General features: G+C 33.1%; 22 protein-coding genes. All 22 read right to left on the bottom strand.

What is annotated here, in order from left to right; translation table 11 throughout:
- Nucleotide 1: 1 nt before the first annotated feature.
- On the bottom strand, nt 2–895 hold the full coding sequence (locus tag BM143_RS05510) for an NAD-dependent epimerase/dehydratase family protein (protein WP_090023588.1): 894 nt from the start codon (nt 893–895) through the stop codon (nt 2–4).
- Nucleotides 896–2,101 (bottom strand): glycosyltransferase family 4 protein, encoded by a 1,206-nt coding sequence (locus BM143_RS05515; protein WP_090023589.1) that lies wholly within the window; start codon nt 2,099–2,101, stop codon nt 896–898.
- On the bottom strand, nt 2,101–3,237 hold the full coding sequence (gene wecB / locus BM143_RS05520) for a non-hydrolyzing UDP-N-acetylglucosamine 2-epimerase (RefSeq protein ID WP_090023590.1): 1,137 nt from the start codon (nt 3,235–3,237) through the stop codon (nt 2,101–2,103). The genes BM143_RS05515 and wecB overlap by 1 nt, the downstream gene beginning before the upstream one ends.
- A complete protein-coding gene (locus BM143_RS05525; protein ID WP_167375242.1) occupies nt 3,185–4,069 on the bottom strand; it encodes an O-antigen ligase family protein in 885 nt (294 codons plus the stop codon). The genes wecB and BM143_RS05525 overlap by 53 nt, the downstream gene beginning before the upstream one ends.
- A gap of 332 nt (nt 4,070–4,401) precedes the next feature.
- The gene (locus tag BM143_RS05530; RefSeq protein WP_090023592.1) at nt 4,402–5,520 is read right to left on the bottom strand and encodes a polysaccharide biosynthesis C-terminal domain-containing protein; all 1,119 of its coding nucleotides are present in this window, start codon (nt 5,518–5,520) and stop codon (nt 4,402–4,404) included.
- A gap of 1 nt (nt 5,521) precedes the next feature.
- Nucleotides 5,522–5,944, bottom strand: coding sequence for a WxcM-like domain-containing protein (locus BM143_RS05535; RefSeq protein WP_090023593.1), 423 nt, complete (start codon nt 5,942–5,944; stop codon nt 5,522–5,524).
- Nucleotides 5,945–5,953: 9 nt separating this feature from the next.
- The gene (locus tag BM143_RS05540; protein ID WP_090023594.1) at nt 5,954–6,988 is read right to left on the bottom strand and encodes a polysaccharide biosynthesis protein; all 1,035 of its coding nucleotides are present in this window, start codon (nt 6,986–6,988) and stop codon (nt 5,954–5,956) included.
- An 11-nt stretch (nt 6,989–6,999) separates the two neighbouring features.
- Nucleotides 7,000–8,811 carry an asparagine synthase (glutamine-hydrolyzing) gene (gene asnB / locus BM143_RS05545; RefSeq protein WP_090023595.1) on the bottom strand — a complete coding sequence of 604 codons (1,812 nt, stop codon included), beginning with the start codon at nt 8,809–8,811 and terminating at the stop codon, nt 7,000–7,002.
- 3 nt (nt 8,812–8,814) lie between these two features.
- Nucleotides 8,815–9,585 (bottom strand): AglZ/HisF2 family acetamidino modification protein, encoded by a 771-nt coding sequence (locus BM143_RS05550; RefSeq protein WP_090023596.1) that lies wholly within the window; start codon nt 9,583–9,585, stop codon nt 8,815–8,817.
- A complete protein-coding gene (hisH, locus tag BM143_RS05555; protein ID WP_090023597.1) occupies nt 9,579–10,196 on the bottom strand; it encodes an imidazole glycerol phosphate synthase subunit HisH in 618 nt (205 codons plus the stop codon). The genes BM143_RS05550 and hisH overlap by 7 nt, the downstream gene beginning before the upstream one ends.
- A 1-nt stretch (nt 10,197) precedes the next feature.
- Nucleotides 10,198–11,343, bottom strand: coding sequence for an N-acetyl sugar amidotransferase (locus BM143_RS05560; protein ID WP_090023598.1), 1,146 nt, complete (start codon nt 11,341–11,343; stop codon nt 10,198–10,200).
- A 111-nt stretch (nt 11,344–11,454) separates the two neighbouring features.
- Nucleotides 11,455–12,618, bottom strand: a complete 1,164-nt coding sequence (locus BM143_RS05565; RefSeq protein ID WP_090023599.1) for a glycosyltransferase — start codon at nt 12,616–12,618, stop codon at nt 11,455–11,457.
- A 65-nt stretch (nt 12,619–12,683) separates the two neighbouring features.
- Complete coding sequence (locus tag BM143_RS05570; RefSeq protein WP_090023600.1) at nt 12,684–14,249, bottom strand: T9SS type A sorting domain-containing protein; 1,566 nt, start codon at nt 14,247–14,249, stop codon at nt 12,684–12,686.
- A 200-nt stretch (nt 14,250–14,449) separates the two neighbouring features.
- The gene (locus tag BM143_RS05575) at nt 14,450–15,832 is read right to left on the bottom strand and encodes a right-handed parallel beta-helix repeat-containing protein (protein ID WP_090023601.1); all 1,383 of its coding nucleotides are present in this window, start codon (nt 15,830–15,832) and stop codon (nt 14,450–14,452) included.
- Nucleotides 15,833–15,850: 18 nt separating this feature from the next.
- The gene (locus tag BM143_RS05580) at nt 15,851–17,029 is read right to left on the bottom strand and encodes an O-antigen polymerase (RefSeq protein WP_139221995.1); all 1,179 of its coding nucleotides are present in this window, start codon (nt 17,027–17,029) and stop codon (nt 15,851–15,853) included.
- A complete protein-coding gene (locus BM143_RS05585; RefSeq protein WP_139221996.1) occupies nt 17,022–18,266 on the bottom strand; it encodes an oligosaccharide flippase family protein in 1,245 nt (414 codons plus the stop codon). Before BM143_RS05585 ends, BM143_RS05580 begins: the two co-directional genes overlap by 8 nt.
- A 3-nt stretch (nt 18,267–18,269) precedes the next feature.
- Nucleotides 18,270–19,295, bottom strand: a complete 1,026-nt coding sequence (locus tag BM143_RS05590) for a Gfo/Idh/MocA family protein (protein WP_090023604.1) — start codon at nt 19,293–19,295, stop codon at nt 18,270–18,272.
- 11 nt (nt 19,296–19,306) lie between these two features.
- On the bottom strand, nt 19,307–19,879 hold the full coding sequence (locus BM143_RS05595; protein ID WP_090023891.1) for an acyltransferase: 573 nt from the start codon (nt 19,877–19,879) through the stop codon (nt 19,307–19,309).
- A 10-nt stretch (nt 19,880–19,889) separates the two neighbouring features.
- On the bottom strand, nt 19,890–21,020 hold the full coding sequence (locus tag BM143_RS05600) for a DegT/DnrJ/EryC1/StrS family aminotransferase (RefSeq protein WP_090023605.1): 1,131 nt from the start codon (nt 21,018–21,020) through the stop codon (nt 19,890–19,892).
- Between the two features lie 43 nt (nt 21,021–21,063).
- Entirely contained in the window at nt 21,064–22,254 is a 1,191-nt protein-coding gene (gene lhgO, locus BM143_RS05605) for an L-2-hydroxyglutarate oxidase (protein WP_090023606.1), read from the bottom strand.
- Nucleotides 22,255–22,261: 7 nt separating this feature from the next.
- A complete protein-coding gene (locus tag BM143_RS05610; RefSeq protein WP_090023607.1) occupies nt 22,262–23,557 on the bottom strand; it encodes a nucleotide sugar dehydrogenase in 1,296 nt (431 codons plus the stop codon).
- Complete coding sequence (locus BM143_RS05615) at nt 23,557–25,950, bottom strand: GumC family protein (protein ID WP_090023608.1); 2,394 nt, start codon at nt 25,948–25,950, stop codon at nt 23,557–23,559. The genes BM143_RS05610 and BM143_RS05615 overlap by 1 nt, the downstream gene beginning before the upstream one ends.
- Between the last annotated feature and the right edge of the window lie 2 nt (nt 25,951–25,952).

Below are 25,952 nucleotides of genomic sequence, written 5' to 3' on the forward strand. Positions count from 1 at the left end.
ATTATAGTTGAAATTTTTCCATTACGTTGGAAGGATTAAAATCTAATTCTCTTTTTATTTTTTCATTAGAGAAAGTAAGAGAATCTGTAATTTTTCTTAATCTTAAAGAGTTGATAGGGGCTTTATTCCCAAGCAAATCGCCTACTTTTGCTAATGATTTAGCTACAAAATAAGGAATACTTGCCGGTGATTTTTTATTTAAAATGGTTGAAATCTTATCCGAAATTTCTTTAAAACTTGGGTTGGCATTATCGCAGACATTATAAACGCCTCCATTTTTGCCTATAATACGAGTCGTAATTTCAGCAAAATCTTCTACCCAAAATATACTTTTCCGGGCTGTACCACCTGCAATATTAAAATACTTCCCACTTCTCACCGCATTAATCATATCTCCTAAATTACCGGGAGGGTTAGGTCCAGCGATCAGCGAGGGTCTTAAAATAAATAATTTAACATTATTCTTTTTGCACCAGCCTGTAAGAAATTCCTCTGCCATCATTTTACTTTTAGCATAAGGGGTGTGTCCTTCTAAAGCGACATTTTCATTTATATCATCACCAAAATCTCTTCCATATACTGCAACTGTACTGATGAAGATAAAATAGTCCGGTAGGTTTTTCTCTAAAGCACTGCAAAGGTTTCTGGTTCCATCAAAATTTACAGTATAAAAAAGTTTCTCCTCCTCCTGATTTTGAGGAATGGAATGTGCTTTTCCCGCTGCATGAAAAACGACATCAAACTTTTCATCAAATGGAACTATGGTATTGGCAATATCAAATACATAATCTGCCTTACTGGTTCCAAAAGTTTTTACCTGGAGATTTTTTTCTTTAAGTAAGGGAATTACATTTCTTCCTAAAAAACCGTTAGCTCCTGTGAATAGCACTTTCATTTAGATCGTATTATAAAATTTGTTCAATATTGTGTTTTCCGAAAATTTTTCTTCAGCTATTTTTCTTGCTTTTTCCTTTTTCAATTTCAAATCCAGAATTGAATTTTCATCAAATGAATTAAAAAAGTCTACAAGCTTCTGTTGCTCAAAATGCTGAAATGAATATCCTATATTTTCTTCTTTTACAAGCAGATCGATCTCACTGTTTTTTTCACCAATGTATAAAATAGGCTTTCCTGCAGCTAAGATATTATATGTTTTGGAAGGAACCCCCAGTCCAAACATTTTAGGAGCTAAACTTACAAACGCTACATCTGCCTTGTTTAAAACCGAAAGCTGGTCTTCTCTTGAATACGCACCGTCGAAATAAACATTTTGCAGTTGATTTTCCTGTACATATTCAAGCATTTTTTGCTTCACAGCCCCTTCTCCTACAAAATAGAAAGCAAGTTTGTCATTATTTACTTTTTTAATGACCTCCAGCACTTCCATTAGACCTTGAACCCGGCCTATATTTCCGGCGTACTGAAAAATAGTTTTATTTTTGAATGGAGAATCGTTATCAAAAACCTCCTCTTTTGAAAGCGGATAAATATTTTCAACATCACCCCAGTTTTCAATGATCTCCATTTTTGAATGGCTGTTGTATTTCCGAATCTTCTTTTCAATAACTTCCTGCATGTCCCGCCCTAATGTGATCAGCTGATCAGCATTGGAGTAAGCTTTATCAAATATTCTTCTCAGGATTTTGTATGCCAATGATTTTTCGGATTTGATAATTCCAGCCGGAATTGTGTTTTCAGGAAAAACATCATGGACCAAAATAACCAATTCAATTTTTTTAAATTTCTTGAGTATTGAGATGAGCAGAATTAAAGGAGCCGGATTGGTTACAATAAAAACCTTTTCTCCTTTCTTCACTTTTCTCCAAAGATAGAAGAAGATTGACAGACTTAGAAAAATAAATCTCAGAGATCTGCTTATCAAACTGTTTTTATTACCTCCAAGCCCTTTTATCCTGTGAACAAAAACATCTGAATGAAGTGTAAAATTTTCACTCTTCTTTTGTTTGTCATATACAGGATCTCCGCAAACAACTTTTACATCATATTTTTCTGAAAGCTTGTTTGCTATTTTCGTGAGAATAAAAGAGGTTGAAGTTTCCTCAGGATAAAAAAGCTCAGTTGCGATCCAAAGATTTTTCATTATTTTTTGCTCCAAACTACTCTGTTTATGTAATCGGTATAACTCAAAATGATACGTACCATCTTCTCAGAAACATTGGGCATCGAATAATCAGATACCGGTCTGTAATTTCTTTCTTTTCCTGTCTTCTGCTGTTGAAGCTGTGTCAGCCCTTGTAAAATTCTTTCAGGAGAAAGTCCTACCATCATTACTGATGCCTCTTCCATAGCTTCCGGTCTTTCATGAGCATCTCTGATATTAAGTGCTCTGAAGTTAAGAATTGATGATTCTTCTGAAATGGTTCCTGAATCAGATAATACGGCATAGCTTCTCATCTGAAGCGCATTATAATCGTGGAAACCCAGTGGCTTTAAAAACTGGATTTCAGGTCTTACTGCAATCTGTTTTTTATCGATCATGTTTCTTGTTCTTGGATGTGTAGAAACAATGATAGGGTATCCGAATTTTTCAGCAATGGCATTAAGGCTTTCCATTAACCCGTTAAAATTCTTTTCTGAATTAATATTCTCTTCTCTGTGTGATGATACTACGAAATATTTTCCTTCTTCCAGTTCCAGTCTTTTTAAAACGTCTGAACTTTCAATCTGTGGCAGATAATGGGTTAAAACTTCGAACATTGGAGAACCTGTTTTGATAATTCTATCCGCAGAAAGTCCTTCTCTTAATAGATATTCACGGGCTATATCCGAGTAAGTAAGATTGATATCTGAAGTATGGTCTACAATTTTACGGTTCGTTTCTTCCGGAACTCTTTGGTCAAAACATCTGTTTCCAGCTTCCATATGGAAAATAGGAATTTGTCTTTTCTTAGCAGGAATCGCACACAGACAAGAATTGGTATCCCCCAGAACCAAGAAGGCATCGGGCTGAATTTCTTCAAGAAGCGGATCAATTTTAATCAATATATTCCCAACAGTTTCAGTAGCTGTCTTACCTGCTGCTTCCAGAAAGTGGTCGGGTTTACGTAATCCAAGATCTTCGAAAAAGATCTGATTCAGTTCATAATCATAGTTTTGTCCGGTATGAACGATAATATGTTCTATAGCCTCGGAAGCATCCAAAGCTGATAATACTCTTGATAATCTAATGATCTCCGGTCGTGTTCCCACGACTGTCATAACTTTTAATTTCTTCATCATAACAAAATAAAATTATAGATATAATTACTGCTGAAAAGCACCAAAATTCAATATTGGCAAAGATACAGTAAGAAGTTTGAACAAGAACGAGATACTGAACGAAAAATAAAAAGTAAGGTAAATAATAGATATTCTCTTTAATATACCTTAATCTAAATTTCGCCAGATCTTTAAAATATAAGCCTAGTACAATAAAACCAGCTATCCCCATACTCATCAATACCTCCACAAAAATGTTGTGTGGATACATGGTGTCTTTAAATAAGGTAGGGCCTCCAAATAATGGATTACTTTCAAAAATCTCCCATCCTTTGGATAAATAATAAGACCTTCCATAGGCGTTACCTTCAAAAATAGCATCGTAAATTCTTACAATATATTCTGTAGAAAGAGTGCTATACCTCAGGTAATAAATACTTATTATAAAAACGAGTATAAATGCAGCCAATAGAAGCCAATACTTTAGCTTATTGATATAAAAAAACATAATAATGACAAGGACTGCGCCAGCCAACATAGGACTTCTCGCAGACGATATCAGTAAGGTGAATAAACCTAATCCTGCTCCCAGGATCGGTTTTATTTTTTTTGAGGGTGATAAAAAATAATAGAAAACTGATAATATGATCAATGAAAGCCCATAGTGTCCGGTGTTGATATAGTAGCTTACGAATATGCCACTCGATCTGGAAAAAATATGCGTTTCCAGAATGACATATAAAAAACTGCAACCTAACATTATTAATAAAAAATTGAAAATAACATTAGTTAATTTTTCAACCATTTCTTTTGAAAAATTTATGCTTACAAGAGCCAAAAAAGGAATCATATTCAAACATATTATCCTAATATAAATCTCTGATTCCAGGTTTTTTGTTCTGGTTACAAAGGTATAGTGGCTAAAACTATAATAGGTTTTAAATAAATAAAGAAGCCAAAAAAGGCAAATAAAAAATATTGTTGATCTTCTTTTTTTTATATTTTCAAAGTTTTTATATATGATGTATAAAGCTGTTGAAAATATAATAATACGGAAAGGAACAATAAAATAATGGTTAGGTATATTGAATGGGACTGCAAATGAATAAAAAAAAATATATCCAAAAGTAATCAGGAAAACGAAAAAGAACTCTATATTATTCTTTCTTAGCATCTCCATATTTAAACCTCCAAAAAGTAAGTGTCTGCGTCCTCAGCATTAAACGGTTCATTAATCCAAAAAATGGTATACAATTCCTCCTCTCCTATATTTTTAATATTATGGGTATACCAGATGGGCATATCCACATAGGCAGGCTCGTTTCCATCCAGATAAAAGTCCAGCACTTCATCTGTGTCGATTTTTCTTAGCTGGATTAATGCTTTTCCTTTTATGACAGCGAATCTTTCTATTTTTCTGGTATGGAAATGATTTCCACGGGTGATTCCCGGAACCGTTGTGGAAAAAGAACACTGTCCCCCAATTCCAAGTCTGATCACTTCAACGAAAGCTCCTCTAGGGTCGACGTGTTGAGTGAATTTCACAGGATAATGATCCTTAATTTCGAAATAACAACGGAAAGTATTGAAAAGGTTCAGGTCAAACGTTGTAGCTAATTCAGGAATTTCTCCATTTTCAAAATACAGGTTCCTGTAGTTCTCCAACTTGCTCAGAACTTCTGAAACTTTGTTTTCTGAAGTATGTGGAACTTCATATAAATCCTGGGTTTGGGCAGCTTCAATTTTACTGATGATTTCCTGAACAAGTTCTCCTACATAAATAAGCTTCACCTGACCGTCATTATCGATTACAGGGCTCTCACCATGCGTAAGTTTATAACAAAACGTGGCAATAAATGAATTATAATTAGGCTTTCCAAACGGCCCAAAAACATTAGGAATAATCAATCCGGAGAATTTTCCTCCGGATCTCTCAGCCCATTCCGCGAAAAGCGTTCTTCCTTCTTTTTTAGATTTTCCGTATAGGTTATCCTTTTCTTCCTGAGACGATGATGAAAATAGGATGTGTGCTTTAGATCCTGTTCTGTCTAATGAAGCCACCAAGCTCTTCACAAGATCAATATTATTATTGAAAATCACTTCAGGATCAGGATGACGGTTCATGGCTGCCAGATGTACAATGACATCGCACTGTTTTACAAATTCATCCAGCTTTTCTGAATCTTCAAAAAATGATCTTTCAAAGTTGATTCTTTCAAACTGTTCAGGTTTTAAACCTAAAGTATTATATAAGTGTGAGCCTACAAACCCATTTTGTCCTGTAATTCCTATTCTTTTCATCTTATAAATTTTCAAAATAATCTATAGGAAAACGATGATCATCATCTATTTCTCCTAAAGAATAATCTGCCATAACCAATAATTTTGAATTATTTTCTTTGGCCTGAATAGCACTTGCATATCCTCTGGGAATATGAAGAATGTTTAAATTGTCTGAATCCAAATCAAATCTAAGAATTTGTAATTCTTTTGATGGGTTTTCCCAATCGTCTATTTTAATCAGCCTGATCAGAAAACTCCCCTGTAAAGCAGAAAACCAACGTTGCTCTATCTTGTGCCCCGTCCAGCCTCTTATAAATTCTGTATCTGCATTTTCTATATGGTACATCCTTTTAATTTCAGAAGCATTGAAATTATTATTAAAAGTAAGGCTTCCTCTTTCATCAGAATATTTTCCTCCTTCAAAGATTTTTGGAATTTCCATACGTTTTTTTTAATCAGGATACTGTAATATATCTTCTCCCAGAACTTCTTTTCTGATCAACGGAAGTTTTAATAAAAGATTTTTCATGCCTTCTACTCCTTGTTGTTCTGTATTATGAGAGTGGTAATCTTCTATTTTAGAAATATCTTCTACTCCTTCAGAGAAATACTGTGCATAGTTCAGATCTCTGTTATCAGCTGGAATTCTGTAAAAATTATCCATATCCTCAGCTTTAATCATTTCTTCACGAGTGCACAATGTTTCATATAGCTTTTCACCGTGTCTGGTTCCAATGATTTTTATAGGATTATCTGCTTTAAACATTTCTTTTAATGCCTGAGCCAAATCCCCTATAGTACCCGCAGGAGCTTTATTAACAAATAAATCCCCAGGATTTCCATGTTCAAATGCAAACAATACCAAATCCACAGCTTCCTCTAAAGACATTAGGAATCGTGTCATATTGGGATCTGTGATGGTAATATCATCTCCGTTTTTAATCTGTTTGATAAATAACGGTATTACAGATCCTCTGGAAGCCATTACGTTTCCATATCTGGTAAGACAAACTACTGTTTCATCTAAATTTCTGGAAGCAGCTACTGCTACTTTCTCCATCATCGCCTTAGAAATCCCCATTGCATTGATAGGATAAGCTGCTTTATCTGTGCTTAAACAGATTACTTTCTTAACTTTATTATTAGCTGCTGCATCAATAACATTTTGGGTTCCCTCAACATTGGTTTTCACAGCCTGCATAGGGAAAAATTCACAGGAAGGGACCTGCTTCAATGCTGCAGCATGAAAAACATAATCTACGTTTCTCATGGCAGGTTCAATGCTTTTATAATCTCTTACATCACCAATATAAAATTTCAGTTTATCATTTTTAAACTGATTTCTCATATCATCCTGCTTCTTCTCATCTCTTGAAAAAATACGAATCTCTTTAAAATGATCTGTATGTATAAATTTTCTCAAGACGGCAGTTCCAAATGAACCTGTTCCTCCTGTTATAAGAAGTATTTTATCTTTAATCTGCATATGCGTTTTTATTATTCTATTTTCATATTATACAGTCTTTCCCAGACTGCAATGTTGTAAAGTCTCCATTCCAGATCTCTGTCTGCTATAAAGTTAAATTTCTTTTTTGAAATCTCCCTGATAATTTTAGAATTGTTAATAACGTCTAAAATTTCTTCTGATCTTGGCCACCAGTATTTTAATGGAGGCTCAAAACCAATTTTTCTTTTATTGTAAGTAATTTCATCCGGCAAATATTTTTCCAGATTTTTCCGAAGAATATATTTAGACCAGCCTTCCTTTATTTTATAATTGTTATTGATAGAAAGACAAGTTTCAATTAAGTTATAATCTAAAAAAGGTAGCCTTGATTCTATCGAATAGGCCATTGAATTTTTATCTTCCCACTTTAATAGTTCGGGTAATTGACACCAAAAAATTTCATTTTTTTGAAGTTCAAATATGTTCTTGTATGATTTTGTAAGATCTTTAGATTTTGAAAAATCGATTGTACTAAAATACTTACTTTTTAAAATTCTTCCTCTTGTTTTAAAACGTGCCTTTTTTACAAAAAAATTGGAAAAATAAAAATAGGTAGCAATACCTTCACCAATAGATATATTATAATGACTTCTTACATTTCTTAAAAACTTCACCTTATTGAAGATATTATGACTTCTTAAATAAGCTGCAGTATACCTGCTATATCCCAACAAAACTTCGTCAGCTCCTTGTCCTCCCAAGAAAACTTTGATTCCTAATTTATTAGCTTCTTTCATCAGAAACTTTTGCATATAAATAGAAATACCTCCAAAAGGTTCTTCGTGTTTAAAAATTACTTCTTCAAAAGTATCTTTGAATTCATCTGATTTTGGTGTAATAATATCATGATTAACGCCCAATGTGCTGGTAGTAATTTTAGCGAGCCTACTTTCGTCATTATCATTATCAATAGATCCTACAGTAATCGCAGTAAATTTTTCTTCGTTGTCTGAATTACTAAGAATTTTAGAAGCCACAGATACGACATAAGCACTATCTAATCCTCCACTTAATGCCGAACCTATTTTTACATCTGAACGAAGTCTTAGCTTTATTGAGTTTTCAAATTCTTTTTCAAAAAGATTTATTGATTCTTTCAGGTTTAATTTGCAAATATCTTCTTTGTAAGGAATATCATAATATTTATAAATATTAAATACATTGGTAGCTAAATCATAAACCAGATTATGGGATCCTGGCAGCTTAAAAATATGATCAAAAAAGGTTTCATTTGTTTGGTCAGAAACATTAATAACTAAATATTGCAGAAGTACCTGAAGATTTGCTTTTTCAACTTTTTCAATTTCAAGAATAGGTTTTATTTCTGAAGCAAAAACAAACTTTTCTTTATCTGTATAATAATAGAAAGGTTTAATCCCAAATCGATCTCTTGAACAGAACAGTACGTTTCTTTTGAAATCGAAAATAGCAAAAGACCACATCCCATTAAACCTTGTGACACATTTCTCGCCCCAAAAATCATAAGATGCTAATAAAACTTCTGTATCCGAAGTTGTTTTAAAGGAGTAGCCATGCTGAATAAGTTCTTCCCTTATTTCAACATAGTTGTAAATAGCCCCATTGAAAACCAATACATGTTTGTCTTCTAAGAAAAAAGGCTGATTAGCCGATTCACTGACGTCAATAATAGATAATCTTCTATGACCAAGTCCTACATTTTGATTTATAAACAACCCTTCTGCATCAGGACCTCTATGTGACATTTTATCTGTCATTTTTTTTAGAGATTCTTCTGATACAATAGTTGAATTTTTATATATTAAGCCAGCGATACCGCACATTAATTAGAAATACTTTTTTATGAGACTTTCTTTATCTATAAAATTAGGATAGTTAATTAACACTGCCTTTAATTTCCCTTTAAAAACAAATAAACTTCCAGCCGCAGCTCCGATTATTCCAAACTTACTGATAAGTTCACCAACATCTTCTAATTTACCTGCTCCTCCAATAGCCGTGAGTGGTAAAGTTGTTTCATTTCTTGAGGCTTCGATAAGTTTTACATCATAACCCTTCATCTCGCCATCCTTGTCGATAGAATTTATTACTATTTCTCCGGCGCCAAGCTGTTCAAACATCTTAATCAATTCAAATGGTGATTTTCCGGTAGCTTTTTTTCCATTGTGAGTATACACCTCATAACCACCGAAGAGTTTCTTTTTAACATCCAAAACGACAACAACACTCTGACTCCCAACTTTTTCAGATATTTCTCTTATGATTTCGGGATTATTAATGGCTCCCGCACTAAAAGCTATTTTTTCTACCCCTAAGGAAAAAATTCTCTGTGCCTGTTCTACGGTTGTTACTCCTCCTCCATAACACAAAGGCATTCTGCATTCTTCAGCCCAATGCTCTATCATTTTAAAATCCGGACCTCTTCCTTCTACGGTAGCGTCTATATCTAAAATAATAAGTTCATCAACTTCCTTTTCGTTAAAAATTCGGACTGCATTCATTGGGTCACCCAAATATCTTGGATTTTTGAAATGTTCGGTTTTCACCAATCCTTTCTCATGAACCAAAAGGCAGGGTATAATTCTTGGTCTTAACATCTTTCAGCAAAGTTCTTTAATAGTTGGATTCCAAAATGGTGGCTTTTTTCAGGGTGGAACTGTGCTCCAAAAATGTTGTCATGATTAACAGCACTGGTGAAGTTTATTCCATATTTTGTTTCTGCAATAGAATCATTCTGATCATTACATTTAAAGTAATAACTGTGCAGAAAATAATACCTGGGATCTACTTCCAGATCTTTAAGTAATGGTGTATCTTTTACAATCTCAATGTCATTCCATCCCATATGTGGCAATGGCAGTTTGGCAGAAACCTGTGATGCATCAAATTTATGAACATATGCATCTATCCACCCCAGTCCGGGCAGGCTTCCCTCATCGCTTCCTTTTGCCATCATCTGCATGCCTACGCATACCCCTACAACAGGAATTTTTTGATTAACAACAAGGTCGTTCACTTTATCTTTCATTCCTGAATCTGTGAATCTCTGCATAGCGTAATCAAAGTGGCCTACTCCCGGAAGAATAAGCTTTGTTGCGCCTTCAAGCTCTTCAACAGTTTTTGCTGTGGTAGCAGGAATATTAAGTTGTTTATATATATTTAGAAAGGCGTTAATGTTTCCAACGCCGTAATCAATAATTGTAACCATATTATTTAAACGCTCTTTTTTCAAGACCTAACAACTGCATCACCTTAGTTCCCAGTTGTATTAACTTGTAATTATTTTTATAGTCTTTGAAACTTTTATTAGGTCCATTGAAATAGCCCCAAAGCTCATCCACTGTAAAATCAAGTTTTTTAGCTACGTATTCAAATTCTTTCATTAATTCATCTTCCGGAAGCTCTGATCTTGAAACTCTGTCTAAAGCAGCTTCTCTCGTCAACTGACCTGTAAGAACTAAACTTGACAAATGATTTTTTCTTTTATCAAATCCAAATTTTCTTGGTAACCAGAACGCTTCGTAGAATCTTGTAAACCTTGATTCGTGGTGCTTGTGCTGGTATCTCTGCCATCCGAACTTTTCTTCTAAAAGATCTTCAGCTTCTTTTTTGATAAATCTTGTATGGTCAAGAGGTTTTACTACTCTTACCCCATTGATTAATCTGTATTGAATTTTATATTTAAAAATATCACATCTTGGGAAAGTTTTAAGCTTTCTTTCCCCAAACTTTTTATGAATGTCATTCACATACTTCATATCCGTTTGGTAATAAGCTCCCCAATGAAGAGGTTCTCTCACACATTCCGTAGAGAAATTCCCTCCTGTTAAGATATATTTGATTCCGTTTTTTGCACAGTAGTTATAAAGTGAAGAGAAGAATACCAAATCCTGAGGGGTATCAATATCAGGAACCTGAGACTTTATAAAAGCTCTCTGAAGATCTTTCATTTCTTCCCAATTGATAACATCTGTATATAAATCTAAGCCTAAACCGTCTACAAGATTTTTGATATTATTAGTAGAAACATCAGAATTCCAGCCTGCATCTACGTGGTAAAGCATTGGTCTTAATCCCCATTTTTCAACGGCCAAATACACTAAGTACGAACTATCCAGGCCACCGGAAATCCCTATGATACAATCATAATCTTTTCCTTTTCCCTCGGCTTTAATTTTATCTATAACTTTTTGAATTTCCTGTTCACCCTGTTCATTAGGATGCCAGTTTGGCAAAATATTGTTATAATAATTTCCACAATAGTCGCATACCCCTTTTTCGTCAAAAATAATTGTTTCATCAGTGGTATCCATGATACAGTTTACACAAACTTGTGGATTTCTATTTTCACTCATTTTATGAATTTTAATTGCAAAGTTAAATAATTATTACAGAACTATATCTACTAAAAATTCCCGTGTAGATCTCTATAATTCCTTTAATTTTAAGTTTTCTTAATATAAAAATTATTGGGGAATGCTATCATATATATCTTTATATACATCTGCTAATTTCTGTTTATATAAATTGTAGTCATAGGTGGCTAAAAAGAAAGTTCTTAGGCTCTTTTTATCAATCACCTGCTCATTTTTTAAAAGTTTTTTTAATATCATCACAAATCCGTCATAATCATCATATTCTATACCAAACCCAAAATTATACTTCTTAATTTCTTCCAATACATCTTTTTGTCCGAGACTAACGATCATTGGAGTTTCAACCATTAAGCAATCGAAATATTTAGTAGGAAAAGCGTAAACATTATTTAATAATTTAGGGTCATAAAGTTGAGGTACAACAATTGACTTTTGAATTATTTTTAATGCGTGAAGATACGGCACCTTAGGTAAAAATGTCACATTCTTTTTAGAATTTAAAAAACTAATTTCGCTTTCGTCTCTTAAGTCTCCTGCAAAAACAAAATGAAATTCTGATAAATTTTCATCCTGAATCGCCTTAAATAGTAAATCTTTACCCCGTGTTTCTGAAAAATACCCCAATATAGGTATCAGAGGTTTTTCAACAGGAATATTATACAATTTCTGTAAATCGATGTCAGCTAACTGGTCATATACGTCCTCAGCTGAATTTGGCAAAACAAAGTATTTCTTTTCTGGTAGTGTAAACATTCCGTAGTGAGAAAAATATTGTTTATCAGGAAAAATAACAAAGTCTGAAAATTTCATGCATAAATTATCCAAAAATCTGATAACAGATGATATAACAATGTTAACACGATATGAAACAGCTACATAATCCCTGGGATCATAAATCACTTTAGACTTTCTGTTGATAAACAGACGATAAAATAATGCCGGAAAGATGGTATAAAAAGTAAATGCGATAACTAAATTAGGTTTTTTTTGCAACAAAGTCCTTAATAACCATATCTGATATTTGATAAACTGAACAAGTACACCAAAACTTCTTGGTGGTGCAGTTTCCTTATATACTTTTTTAGGAATGTTCTTAAAAATCTCTTCGCTTATTTCCCTCTCATGTCCCAGCCTTGCCCAGTAAACAAATTCCAAATGATCAAAATTTTCATTTAAGGCATTTACAACTCTTCTTGTTGCAGTGGTTGCATCAAAATAATCTGCAAATAATAACAATGACTTTCTCGTTCCCAATTTAACTATTTATTTAACGTTGTTTAAAAATTTTAACCCTATTGATTTAGAAATGTAATTTAAAATCAATCTTTTATAAATTTAATGCTCTGTTCCTTAATTTTCAAAATATAAACTCCTTTCGGTAAGTATGAAACATTAATTTTCATGGATTCATTTACCTTTCCTTTTAACACTTCTTTACCTGTTAAGTCATATATATTATATACTTCATTGGCTTTAACAAGTGTATTTTCATTAAAATTAATAACATCTTTTGCCGGATTCGGGTAAATATTCAAGAATTCTTTTTTATTGACCTTATCATCAGTTCCTAAAAATTCCTGATCTATTAATCTAAAAACAAACTTGGTAAGCTTTCCGCTTGGGGTATTTGTTTCGCCAAAAACAAGGAGTTTATTTGTGGTAGGCTGCAAAATAATATCTTTAAGATTTGCATCGTAATTATTATAGATTGTTTGCGTTAATATTCCTGTGCCATTCAGAGAGGTATCCAAATTCCCATTGATATCCAACTTAGCAATCATAGGCGTATAATTAGAAGTACCATTCTTATTATTATCCCCAACTAAATAAATTTTATTATTAATGATCTTCATACTTCTGCTATTGAAGTATTCTATACCTGTAAGGGTTTTATACCCATTTTGTCCAAAACTGGTATCTAAGCTACCATTGCTGTTCAATCTCATTAATAAATTCCTTGCCGGAGCGTAGGCTTTTACCAACACCAGAATTTTATTATCTTGTGTTATCCCAATACTTTTAGGAGTAAATCCTTTGTTAGGCTCAGGTGCCTGCATCGATATTCCATTCGTGCCAAAAGAAGTATCTATCGACCCGTCCGAATTAATTTTTCTGACAAAAATATCATGTATTCTTTCGTCTTTATTATAATTAGAGGTTGTAAAATAAAAATTATTATTGCTATCTGTTATTACGCTGGACGTATAGTCACCAGGCCGGTTTTGTGTATATACTTTCATTCCACTACCGTTAAATGAAGTATCCAATACGCCCTGAGAATTAAATTTGATTATTCCAAATTTAAAATCCTGAAATCCTAAATACATGAATACAGAATTATCAGCAAGAACTTTAATATCTAAAACCTCAAATGTAGAATTAACTAAAAAGCTGGCAGTTCCAAGATCAGTGAAGGTATTTCCATCCAATGAAAATTTACCTAATCTATATGCATCAAGATTATTGGGATAACCTAGACCTGCAACAATGTTTTCACCGTTGTGATTGCTATATAGCGTCTTATTCCTAAAGTTACCATGAATAGACCAATCACAAGTAGCTACAGAATAACCATTATTTCCATAAGTTAATTCAAGCTTTCCTTCTGCATTATATTTTTTTATTTTAAAATTAGAACCTATCACATCACTATTAACATTTTTATCCAGAACTCTACCTGAAAAATCTGTGTTATTGACAGCTAAATACGGAGCAAACTGTGTTTGATAGATACTCTCACTTTGATAGGTTTCATTATTTTGAATCAGTGGGTATTCTATTCTTCCACTAACAAATCCATAAGTATTGTCTACACTTACAGTTTGTGAAAATAAATCTGTGGAAAACATAATTCCTAGTAAAAAAATAAAATTTTTTGTTTTCATAATTAATCAGTTTTAAATTGGTTTAATCTCAGAATATCTAAGCTCGATTATATAAATGTAGTTGATGTGCGTGTATTAAATATCAGATTAAGTTATAGTAGAATCTTAACAGGATTTTATTATTCCACATCTGCATCTGAAGCTTTTAGCATTCATATCATATTTATAAGTTGAGTTAAAAATATTTTTTACTATTTAGTTTAAGGTTGGTTAAAGGTTTTTGAGCCGCTCAATTTAGAACCAAACTGATTCCCTGTAAACTCTTTAAATTTCACTTTATTATCAGAAAATCTAGCTCCAAATTCTCTGGCTCCAATAAATCTATTATTTTTAATAGTAATTGTTTTCTGATCTCCGTAAGGAATATATAAGGAATATTGGGTGTACTTAGGATCTCCTTTTATGTAATTGTTTACAATTTCCCTATTACTTCCTCCTTGTATAAAAATACCCGAACTTAGACCATTCTTATCATTTCCTTCTAAGCCTATATTTGTTATAACATTACTATCAATATTTATATTACTACCGGATCCTTCATCAAAAATTCCATTTTGCTGTATATCCTGTACTGTATTTTTATATACCGTTAAATCATAATTTTCTTTCAGATAAATACCAGATCTCTTAGCATTAAAAATCTTGTTTTCCAAAACCTTAGCTGATTTAGAAAATCTTATGTTAATTCCATCCTGTCCTATGTTTTTTAAGATATTACCGGTAATAAGTACATCTTCCGCATAAACTTCGTTTCCTTCTGAGTTATTGACGAGTATACCATCTCCTATTCCTGTATCCGAAATAGTATTGTTTTTTACCAATATATTTTTACTAATTCCTGGGATTTTTTTGCTTCTGTTTTGTATCTTTATTCCTGAGCCTTTAACATTTGTAATTTTATTGTTTTCAATAATAATATCTGAACATGAAGCATCTACATAAATACCATGCTCCAAAGGCAAATTATAAATTTGATTTTCTTTTATAACTATATTTTTGCTTCCCTCAGCAATCATTATACCTTGTGAGCTATTCGTTATCTTATTATTTATGATACGAATACCATCTCCTCCCAGTGTAATTCCGGTAACATCTTTTTGATAATATCTAGAATCATTTAAACCGATGCCTTCACAATAATTATTTTCAAACAGTATATTTTTTACTTTCCTCAATCCTGAAACCGGTGAATAAGAAAAGTTATAAAAATTATTTTCTTTTATAATTACATTTTCAGCTCCAAAACAATATATACCTACGGATAAAGAGGAAGAGGTGGGCGTATAATCATTTCCAAGTCCTTTCAGATTAAATCCGGAAATTGATATGTTTTTTTTGCCAACGCAATCAAAAATAGGCTTCCCTGCCTGCGTTTGAATAATAATAATGTGATTTCCTATCAGTTTATGGCCATCTTTCAAATACAAAGTTCCTTTAATTTTAAAGGTTTTGTTAAGCGGAAACTCCACCACACTTTTTTCATCAAGTAAGGCCTGTAAATATTTGGAATCATCTTCATACTCTTTAATGAAAATGCTTTCTACAGATAGTAAAAGAGAAAGTAATAATAAGATTTTTGCCATTTGTGTTTTTTTACAGAATTATTTGAACCTTACATATATTACCATTAAATAAAATAACAGATATCCATTACTTAACAGATTTCCTATGAGTCCGGAACTGAACAAATTATAAAATAACAGCGGAATTATACATATTACCGCTATGTTCCTGGTATTAATCATATCCTTAACGATTTTACCTAATAAAAATGAAAAGAGAAAAACACCAATAAATCCATAATTGATAAATGCTTCTATTAAATAAAATTGGTTTGCATTTCCTGTTTCACTTCCTCCAAACTGGCTTTGATACAAAGCTCTTTCAAAATTTATTCTCTCTAATCCGAATATTGATGACAGTAAACTACTGGTTGCTCCATATAGGTATTCGCCATTAAATTGACCAGAAAAAAACAGTTCGAGCCCTTGATAGGCCGTAATGACTGGTACAGCGACCATCCTCCAAATAACTGCTTCAAATATAGTCTCTGGTATATGGTATATGCTGAAGAATGGTTCATCCCGGCTTACTGCAATGGCATCGAATTTCGAAAGAAGAAACATTAAGCTTATTAGAGCTAAAATGAGGCCACCACTTATTAATAAGTAAGTTTTTTTGTTTTTTGATTTATAATAGAAAAAGATAAAAACAGGAATAGCAATCTTCAAAAAATAACCTTTCTCCAAAAATGAAATAGAATATAATACAAAAGCTAGCAGATAAAGATATCTGGATTTATTTTTATAAAAAAAAGCCCTGACAATTACAAAAGGAAAGAATGTACTATCTATCACAGTAATTAAATATCCAAAAATAATTTCAAAACCTTTTCTCTCCTTCAAAAAGCCTTCTCTTAGTCCAAAAAGGTCTTCCTGGCTAGCACCACGTAATGACGCCAGTATTGGTAATTCCCCAGCAGTAGCCATAATCAATAGTACAACTATGACATAAGCTCCAAACACGTAATTACTGAAGGTATCGCCACTAATAACGAGATACTTTCTTTTGTAATTAGGGAAAAAATTTATACAAAATGAAACCAAGAAGCCTACCAAAGATAAAAGAGTAATGGTAGCTAAAGTTTCACTTATATTTTTATCCACTGAGCTCCCCATAAAAAAAACAGGGATAATACAATAAAAAACCAAAAAAACTACGCAATAACCAATTGCAAAGATTATTTTTATTTTTTTTATATTTATTTCAGTACTATGCATAGATGTTATTCGTTTTATTTATTACACTTTTCATTATGTAATAATATATAGCATATAATATTGTTTCATGAATCACATAAATCCATAATAATGTTTTTATAGAAAAAAAACAACCTATTATAAAAATTGTCATTGAAGTAAAGAAGTAAATGGTCTGCCATCTTGCCACTTTATTTAATTCTTTCTTTACTATTAAAATTGTACTTAAAGGAGACACGATGAATTTCATCATCGATGCCAAAGCAATTATTTCAATAAACTCTCCAGCTTCTTTCCATGCTTTTCCAAAAATCACTATGGCCAATTCTTCTCCAAAGAAAAACAAAGGCAGAAAAATAAATATGGAGATCACACAGAGTATATAAGTACTTTGTAAAAATGTTTTTTTTATTAAATCATATTTTTTTTCATTATAGTAATCTGATAAATTTTTAAAATAAACCTGTCCTATTGCTGTGCTTATTACAGATATAGGAGCAGTAAGTACCCTATTTGACATGGAAAAAGATCCTAACTGTGCCGATGTATAAAATCTTTTTATAAAAAAAACAGGTGCATAGCTGCTCACTGTATTCATTAAAGATGAAGGTAAAATCAGCGTAGGAAATTTTTTGTATTCAATGGCCAGACTTCTTATTTTTTGCAAGTTTACCTGGCGTAGTTGTTTGATAAAATTAAATAAATATATAATAAAGCAAAAAAGCCCCCCTAATACATATCCGTAGATTAATCCATTTTTAACAGTATAGAAAATAAAACTTCCCCCAATAATCAGCACAGACTGAAAGATTCTAATAAGGTTTAAAGTTTTATACTTCTTCATTCTATTATACCAATAGGATATAACGTTATAACAAACTGTAAAAAAGATAGAAAATGGTAGCAGGAAATAAAAAAAATCTAATTCTATGAACCAGCTTACAACGTAAAAAACTATTCCCGTTAAAACACTAATTGATAGGGCCAGAATTGTTATTAATTTTATGATATTCTGCGCATCATCATCATTTTCCGGCAAAACAATTGCATATTCATACATTCCAGAGGCACCCATACCTATAATAAGAGAAAAGGCCATGAAAATTGCCAAATCTCCGAAATTAGAAGGAGAGTAAATTCTTGTCAGTAAAGGACTGAAAAGAACAGGAATAAATTGACTAATCCCTGTTCCAATCATTAACAAAAAAGAATTTCTAATGCTAGATGAGTTAATTATATTTTTTAATTTTTCTCTCAAAATCTAACCTTTTGTACTATTTTTTAAAGCATAGACTCTTTCAATAATATCTACCACTTTCAGACCTTCTAAAGCGTTGGTCGTAATAGAATTTCTTCCTTTGATTACGTCTACTACATTTTCAATAATATAATGATGATTAGCAGCAGAACCTTTGTAAGCTCCATAATCATTTCCTGGATTCGTAGGCGCCAGTTCCGGCATTACATAGTCTTTTACGTTGCAGACTTCTACTTTATCCATATATTGGCCCCCAATTTTAACGGCACCGTTTTCAGCAATGATCGTCATTGAACTTTCAAGATTCTGATTCCATACAGAAGTCGAATAATTTAATGATCCCATTCCTCCATTAACAAAATCAAAGCTTACAAAACCTGAATCTTCAAAATCTGTAAGTTTCTCGTGGTTAAAATCAGCAAATTTTGCCTGAATATTGGTAATATCACCAAACAGCCAGTACATAATATCTATAAAGTGGGAAAACTGTGTAAACAAAGTTCCTCCATCTAATTCTAATTTCCCATGCCATGATTCCGGCTTGTAGTATCTGTCATCACGGTTCCAGTAGCAATTGAGCTGAACCATATAGATTTCACCCAATTTTCCGCTTTCCACCATTTCCTTCACCCATGCAGAAGGAGGTGAATAACGGTTTTGCATTACAGCAAAAACCTGTTTATGCTTATGAAGTGCCTGAAAAATAAGCTTTTCAGCATGTTGCTTATTAAGAGCCATCGGCTTTTCTACGACAACATGTTTTCCAGAATCTATTACTTTATATGCCTGTTCGAAATGGAACCCGTTCGGAGAAGCAATGTTAACAACATCCACTTCAATCCCAGAATTCAAAAAATCATCAAGTGAAGCGAAAAAAGGGACGTCAAAGCTTTCAATTCCAAGAACTGATTTATCTTTTACATCTATTAAAGCTACCAACTCACACTCAGGGTTTCTAGATACCATTTCAGCGTGTCTTTTCCCGATATGTCCACAACCGACAACTGCAAATTTTATTTTCTCAGACATTTGTTCTTTATTTAAATTTTTGAAACTTTATTATTTTCAATTTTATATTTCTCTCCACTTTCTTCACAAATAGCTATTCCATCCGCATCAAATTCAAGACGCTGTCCGTACTCGCTCATCCATCCCAATTGTCTTGCAGGATTTCCTACTACCAGAGCATAGTCAGGTACTTCTTTCGTAACTACAGCTCCTGCTCCGATAAATGCATAATTTCCAATATTGTGACCACAGACTATTGTAGCATTGGCACCAATAGATGCGCCTTTACCAACATTGGTTTTTAAATACTCATTTTTCCTGTTTACAGCACTTCTAGGATTAATAACGTTGGTAAAAACCATAGAAGGACCTAAAAAAACATCATCCTCGCAAGTCACACCTTCATATATAGAAACATTGTTCTGAACTTTGACATTCTTTCCTAAAACTACCTGAGGAGACACTACTACATTCTGGCCAATATTACAATTCTCACCCAAAATACAATTAGGCATAATATGTGAAAAATGCCAAATTTTAGTTCCGGCTCCTATTTTACAGCCTTCATCTATAACAGCAGTTTCGTGTGCAAAAAAATCTGACATAGTATTCTTTTTATGATTGATTAAAAAAGTTTTTAATTTCAGAAATGACAGTATCTGAGGCATCCTGATCAAATTCTGTATGAACAGGAAGTGAAATAACTTCCGAGCAAAGCTTTTCTGTAGCAGGAAGACTAAAACCTTCTTCTACATACTGCTGAAAAGCTTCTTGCTTATATAACGGTAACGGATAGTAAATCATACTTGGAATATTTTTTTCACCAAGATATTTCTGCAATTCGTCTCTTTTTCCATTTTTTACTCTTAAGGTATACTGATGAAATACGTGAGTAGAATTTTTGGCCCTGATTGGAACCTGGATTTCAGAAATACCGGCCAGATTTCTATCATAATAATCCGCCATTGTATTCCTGGCTTCTGAATATTCATCAAGGTGCTTCAACTTTACTTTAAGCACTGCTGCTTGTATTGTATCTAGCCTTGAATTACAGCCCAGTACTTTATGATAGTATTTTTTCTCCTGACCATGATTAGCAATCATTCTTATTTTTAGAGCCAGATCATCATCATTGGTCATTAAAGCTCCTCCGTCTCCATAGCATCCCAAATTTTTTGAAGGGAAGAAAGAAGTGCATCCTATGTCTCCAATGGTTCCGGTTTTTCTTACCGTACCATCTGAGAATGTATAATCTGAACCAATAGCCTGAGCATTGTCTTCTATCACAAATAAATTATGCTTTTTTGCAAACTCAAGAATCTTCTCCATGTCTGCACTCTGCCCATACAAATGAACAGGAACAATAGCCTTGGTATTGGGAGTTATGTATTTTTCTAAACCGTTAAGTTCAATATCAAATGTATTTTCATCAACATCTACCATGATAGGCTTTAATCCTAAAAGGCCCATCACTTCGGCAGTTGCTACATAGGTAAAAGCAGGACAGATTATTTCATCTCCAGGCTTTAAATCCAGAGCCATCATTGCGATCTGCAAGGCATCTGTACCATTCGCACAAGGAATAACATGTTTTACATCTAAATACTTTTCAAAATCCTGTTGAAATTCTTTTACTGCCGGACCATTGATAAATGCAGTATTATCCAGACAATCCTGAATTCCGGCATTTACTTCTTCTTTTATTTTCTCATATTGACTTTTTAAGTCAACCATTTGAATTTTCATATGTAGTGTTTATTTAAGTGTTGGGGGGAGATTTTCGGAGAATTTAATTTTCTATAAGTTCACTAATCTTATTTCCTATTGAAAGGCATGAAGTAGCTGCCGGTGAAGGAGCATTTCTTACGTGGATAATATTTCCATTTTTCACAATGTCAAAATCATCAATTAAAGCACCATTCCTGTCACATGCCTGCGCTCTTACACCTGCACCTCCGGTAACAAGATCATTTTCCTGTATTTCCGGCATCAGTTTTTGCAACGCCTTTGTAAATGCAGATTTGGAAAGTGAGCGGTGAACCTCTCCCATTCCTGTTTTACCATATTTGGCAACGATTTTCCTAAACCCTGGCCATGTAAGAGTCTGCATGGTTTCGCTGAAACTGAAATCAAAAAATTTATACCCTTCTTTTCTAAAAGCGAGGACAGCATTCGGACCAGCTTCAATGTTCCCATCAATCATTCTGGTGAAATGTACTCCCAAAAAAGGAAAATTAGGATCCGGAACGGGATAAATAAGGTGTTTAACCAAATGTTTTTTCTCGTCTTTTAATTTGTAATACTCTCCACGAAAAGGAATAATGATGACATCATTATTTTTGTTGGTCATGCTGGTTACTTTATCTGAATAAAGTCCGGCACACGAGATGAGTTTGGTTGTTTTAACTTCAGAAGTATTGGTTTGAACAATAATTTCTGAACCTTTATCAATAATATTTTTAACTTCCTGATTAAACCTAACCTCTCCTCCTAGCTCTTCGAAAAGTTCTTTTATTTTTTTAGCAACGCCCGGATAGTCTATAATACCAGTTTGAGGTACTTTTATAGCTTTCACTCCTTCACAATGAGGCTCTATTTCACGAAATTCCTCTCTGGAAAGATATTTTAAATCTTCAAGGCCATTCTCTACTCCTCTTTTATAAATATTGTCTAAAAGAGGTAGCTCTTCCTGTGAAGTTGCCACAATTATTTTGCCACACAAATCATATTTGATTCCGTATTCTTTTGCGAAGTTTATAACAGAATTATAGCCTTCAATACAGTTTTTTGCCTTTAAACTTCCCGGCTTATAATATATTCCACTATGAATCACCCCACTGTTGTGCCCGGATTGGTGAAGGGATACATTATTTTCCTTTTCCAAGATAAGAATCTTAGAATTAGGATTTTTGAGTTTAGCCTGATAGGCAGTAGCTAATCCTACTAAACCTGCACCGACTATTATGATGTCATAATTCATTCTAATTTTATAATCTCGCGTCTACCAGATTCCTATCTAAACAAGCCTTAGTATCAAAAACTACTGCATTTTCAGTTTTTAACTGAGCCAGATCCATTTGAAGGAATTCATTATGGGAAACCGCTATAATGATAGAACCATATTTTTTACCTTCCTGAAGGACGTCAAGAATATCTATACCATATTCATGTCTTACCTCTTCTTTGCTTGCCCAAGGATCATAGATATCTACATTGATTCCGTAATCTGTAAGTTCTTTATAAATATCAACGACCTTGGTATTTCTTACGTCAGGGCAGTTCTCTTTAAAAGTAACGCCTAAAATCAATGCATTTGAATCTTTGATGATACCCCCTTTTGCGATAAGAAGTTTTACCACTTTAGATGCAACAAATTTTGCAATAGAGTCATTAACACGTCTTCCTGATAAAATAACATCAGGATGATATCCTAACTGTTCTGCTTTATGTGCCAGATAATATGGGTCTACTGAAATACAGTGTCCTCCAACTAATCCAGGTTTATATTTAAGGAAATTATATTTTGTTCCTGCAGCTTCTAATACATCATTGGTATCAATACCAATTCTGTCAAAAATTAAAGCAAGTTCATTCACAAAAGAAATGTTCACATCACGTTGTGCGTTTTCAATTGCTTTTGAGGCTTCTGCCACTTTAAGACTGGATGCTTTATGTGTTCCTGCTGTAATAATTTTTTTATAGAGCTGGTCTACTTCTTCAGCAATTTCTTCAGTAGATCCTGAAGTTACTTTTTTAACGCTGGTAAGGGTATTTACTTTATCTCCCGGATTAATTCTCTCCGGAGAATAACCCACAAAGAAGTCTTCATTAAATTTTAACCCAGAATGTTTCTCCAGAATTGGAACACACTCTTCTTCTGTACAACCAGGGAAAACGGTAGATTCATATATGACAATGTCTCCTTTTTTAATAATTTCTCCCAGCATTTTTGAAGCAGAAATCAATGGATTTAAATCCGGAGCATTATATTTATCAATAGGTGTAGGAACTGTTACTATAAAAATATTAGCTTCCTTTATTTCTGCCAATTGACTTGTAGCTTTATATCCAATAGAACCCGTTGATTCTTTATATTTTTTTAAACCATCATTAAGCTTATCGATATCTGCTTCCAGCGTTATATCTATGCCTTCATTAAGCTGATCAACTCGTTGAGCATTGATATCAAATCCTAAAACAGGATAATGACTGGCAAATTCTAAAGACAAAGGCAGACCTACATAGCCCTGGCCAATAACAGCTATTTTATATGTTTTCATCATTAGTTAAATTTATTTTTAATTTTTTCAAACCATGTCTGTTCTTTGTGTTGGGTATATCCGTAACCATATTTGTTATTGTATCCTAAGTTTTCATTACTAACATCATTAAGGACAAATCCAACATTTTTGATCTTATTCGCATCAATATTATTATTGGCAAACTCAAGAAGAGATTTTTCTGTGTATTTAGATCTTGATACATAAATAGTAACATCCGCAAGTTCTGAAATCAGGAATGTATCAGTCACAAGAAGTAACGGAGCTGTATCTAAAATAATATAATCATATCTATTTTTCAATTCATTAAGAAGAACTTCGTATCGTCCGTTAGATATTAATTCTGTAGGATTTGGAGGAATCATTCCGGAATAAATAACATCCAGATGAGGGTTGAAAGAGGAAACATGTACAATATCTTCAATTTTCGTTTCATTAGAATAAAGAAATTCTGTAAGTCCCATTAATCCTTTTCTTGCCGGATTATATCTCTGAAGCTGTGGGTTTCTGATGTCCGATCCTATGATAATTGCTCTCTTTTTAGGGTTAGCCAATGTTAAAGCTAAATTCACTGAAGTAAATGTTTTCCCTTCTCCTTTTACTGTTGAAGTAACAAATACCACTTTTCCCTCTTTACTTTTAGGAAGCATGAAATTCATATTAGTGATAAGAATTCTGAATGCCTCTGCCATTGGAGTAATATCATTTACCTGAACAATGTCCGAATCTCCTTTTTGAAGACTTGGGAGTTCTGCTATGACTGGAGCATGAATTAATTTATCTAAATCATGTTTAGTAACCACCTTATTATTAAATAACTGTGATACATAAATAATGATAAAAGGTAATAACAACCCTAAAAATAAAGCTGCTAGTAGAATTAAGTTTCTTTTGGGTGCCACTGGAATGCTGGATGCATACGCAGTATCAATTACTCTGGCTTTCGGCGCTGTAATAGACTGAGCAATAGCTGTTTCTTCTCGTTTTTGAAGAAGAAGAAGGTATAAATTCTCTTTTATCTGTTGTTGTCTTTCAATACTTCTAAACATTTTTTCGATAGAAGGAAGTTTAGAAATCTTACCTGAAACTTTATTCTGTTCGCCCACATATTCGTTTCTTGCCAGCTCAAGTCCCGTTTTATTTCTTTGTAAACTTTGCGTAATAGACCCTCGCATTGTATTAATCTGCTTGGTAATATCTACTACTGTAGGGTTTTCTGTTGTGGCAGATTCCAACAATCTATTTCGTTGTAGAATTAACTGGTTGTAGGTTGAAATTCCAGCAGTAGCTTCTGGATTGTTTAATCCTACATTAGCCGGTAAAACCTGAAACTGCCCTTGTCTTGAAACAAATCCTATTAATGCATCAGTTAATTCTAATTGTGCATCAATATCCAACTGTTTTACTCTTGCAGCCGCTGAGCTTTCTAAGCTAATTTTTGCTTCAGTTTCAATATCTGTAAGATTATTTTTTGATTTAAAACTCTCTTTTTGATTTTCTACCTCACCAAGTTCTCCTGATAATTTTTTAATTCTATCCTCAATAAAATCCAACGTTTTTGTGGATTCTGAATTTTTATCTAAAATAGCATCATTGTTATAAGCAACTACCAGATTATTAAGAACATTTTCCGCTTTTTCTATTTGAGGATATTGCATGGCAAGTCTCACAACAGTAGCTTCCTTTGTGACCAAGCTAACATTTAAAGCGCCCTGTAGGCTTCCTACCTTAGCTTCAAGAGAAGCAATCTGTAAGACCAGATTTTGTGTGTCAACATTTTTTACCAGAGAAGGATTAAACTTGCTGTTTTTTGTAATCATAATATTAGCAAATGGCAGCCCTATTGTTTTGCCATATGTTGTTACTATGTCTTTTTTTAATTTTTCAGATTTTATAGTAAGCTTGTTCCCTTCAATTATCAAATTAATGACATTAACCGACCCTTGCATAGGTTTTTCATTAATGACCTTAACTTCGATTGGTGAAGTTTCTTGGTATAATTCCATCTTGGCAATCTTTCCCTTTCCAATAATATTAGTCTGAAGGTTCTGATTGATCACAACTTCCCTCATCATTTTCTTTGACTTGAGAATCTCGATTTCATTGGCAACACTATTTGTCTTTAAACCACCTAAGCCAGAAAGGTCTGGTAGTAAGCCTAATTCATTTGCAACAGGAGATCCGGTTCCCTTAGCATCTTTTACCAGTACAGTAGCCTGAACTTCGTATATGGGAACCATAAATTTCAAGACAAAATACCCTATCAGTAGAGCAATAAATCCACTTAAAATAAACCATGGCCATTTTCTTAAATATGGCTTAATTATCTCACTAATATCAATACTATTTGAATTATTTTCAACTTCTGAAAATTGCGAAGGCTGCTGGTTATCCATCA

Source organism: Chryseobacterium oleae (assembly GCF_900115055.1).
GTDB lineage: Bacteria > Bacteroidota > Bacteroidia > Flavobacteriales > Weeksellaceae > Chryseobacterium > Chryseobacterium oleae.

What these genes read in the sequence shown, in the direction of transcription:
- BM143_RS05510 (WP_090023588.1), bottom strand. Translation starts at nt 895, where the DNA reads ATGAAAGTGCTATTCACAGGAGCTAACGGTTTTTTAGGAAGAAATGTA.
- BM143_RS05515 (WP_090023589.1), bottom strand. Translation starts at nt 2,101, where the DNA reads ATGAAAAATCTTTGGATCGCAACTGAGCTTTTTTATCCTGAGGAAACT.
- wecB (WP_090023590.1), bottom strand. Translation starts at nt 3,237, where the DNA reads ATGAAGAAATTAAAAGTTATGACAGTCGTGGGAACACGACCGGAGATC.
- BM143_RS05525 (WP_167375242.1), bottom strand. Translation starts at nt 4,069, where the DNA reads ATGATTCCTTTTTTGGCTCTTGTAAGCATAAATTTTTCAAAAGAAATG.
- BM143_RS05530 (WP_090023592.1), bottom strand. Translation starts at nt 5,520, where the DNA reads ATGAAAAGAATAGGAATTACAGGACAAAATGGGTTTGTAGGCTCACAC.
- BM143_RS05535 (WP_090023593.1), bottom strand. Translation starts at nt 5,944, where the DNA reads ATGGAAATTCCAAAAATCTTTGAAGGAGGAAAATATTCTGATGAAAGA.
- BM143_RS05540 (WP_090023594.1), bottom strand. Translation starts at nt 6,988, where the DNA reads ATGCAGATTAAAGATAAAATACTTCTTATAACAGGAGGAACAGGTTCA.
- asnB (WP_090023595.1), bottom strand. Translation starts at nt 8,811, where the DNA reads ATGTGCGGTATCGCTGGCTTAATATATAAAAATTCAACTATTGTATCA.
- BM143_RS05550 (WP_090023596.1), bottom strand. Translation starts at nt 9,585, where the DNA reads ATGTTAAGACCAAGAATTATACCCTGCCTTTTGGTTCATGAGAAAGGA.
- hisH (WP_090023597.1), bottom strand. Translation starts at nt 10,196, where the DNA reads ATGGTTACAATTATTGATTACGGCGTTGGAAACATTAACGCCTTTCTA.
- BM143_RS05560 (WP_090023598.1), bottom strand. Translation starts at nt 11,343, where the DNA reads ATGAGTGAAAATAGAAATCCACAAGTTTGTGTAAACTGTATCATGGAT.
- BM143_RS05570 (WP_090023600.1), bottom strand. Translation starts at nt 14,249, where the DNA reads ATGAAAACAAAAAATTTTATTTTTTTACTAGGAATTATGTTTTCCACA.
- BM143_RS05575 (WP_090023601.1), bottom strand. Translation starts at nt 15,832, where the DNA reads ATGGCAAAAATCTTATTATTACTTTCTCTTTTACTATCTGTAGAAAGC.
- BM143_RS05580 (WP_139221995.1), bottom strand. Translation starts at nt 17,029, where the DNA reads ATGCATAGTACTGAAATAAATATAAAAAAAATAAAAATAATCTTTGCA.
- BM143_RS05590 (WP_090023604.1), bottom strand. Translation starts at nt 19,295, where the DNA reads ATGTCTGAGAAAATAAAATTTGCAGTTGTCGGTTGTGGACATATCGGG.
- BM143_RS05595 (WP_090023891.1), bottom strand. Translation starts at nt 19,879, where the DNA reads ATGTCAGATTTTTTTGCACACGAAACTGCTGTTATAGATGAAGGCTGT.
- BM143_RS05600 (WP_090023605.1), bottom strand. Translation starts at nt 21,020, where the DNA reads ATGAAAATTCAAATGGTTGACTTAAAAAGTCAATATGAGAAAATAAAA.
- lhgO (WP_090023606.1), bottom strand. Translation starts at nt 22,254, where the DNA reads ATGAATTATGACATCATAATAGTCGGTGCAGGTTTAGTAGGATTAGCT.
- BM143_RS05610 (WP_090023607.1), bottom strand. Translation starts at nt 23,557, where the DNA reads ATGATGAAAACATATAAAATAGCTGTTATTGGCCAGGGCTATGTAGGT.
- BM143_RS05615 (WP_090023608.1), bottom strand. Translation starts at nt 25,950, where the DNA reads ATGGATAACCAGCAGCCTTCGCAATTTTCAGAAGTTGAAAATAATTCA.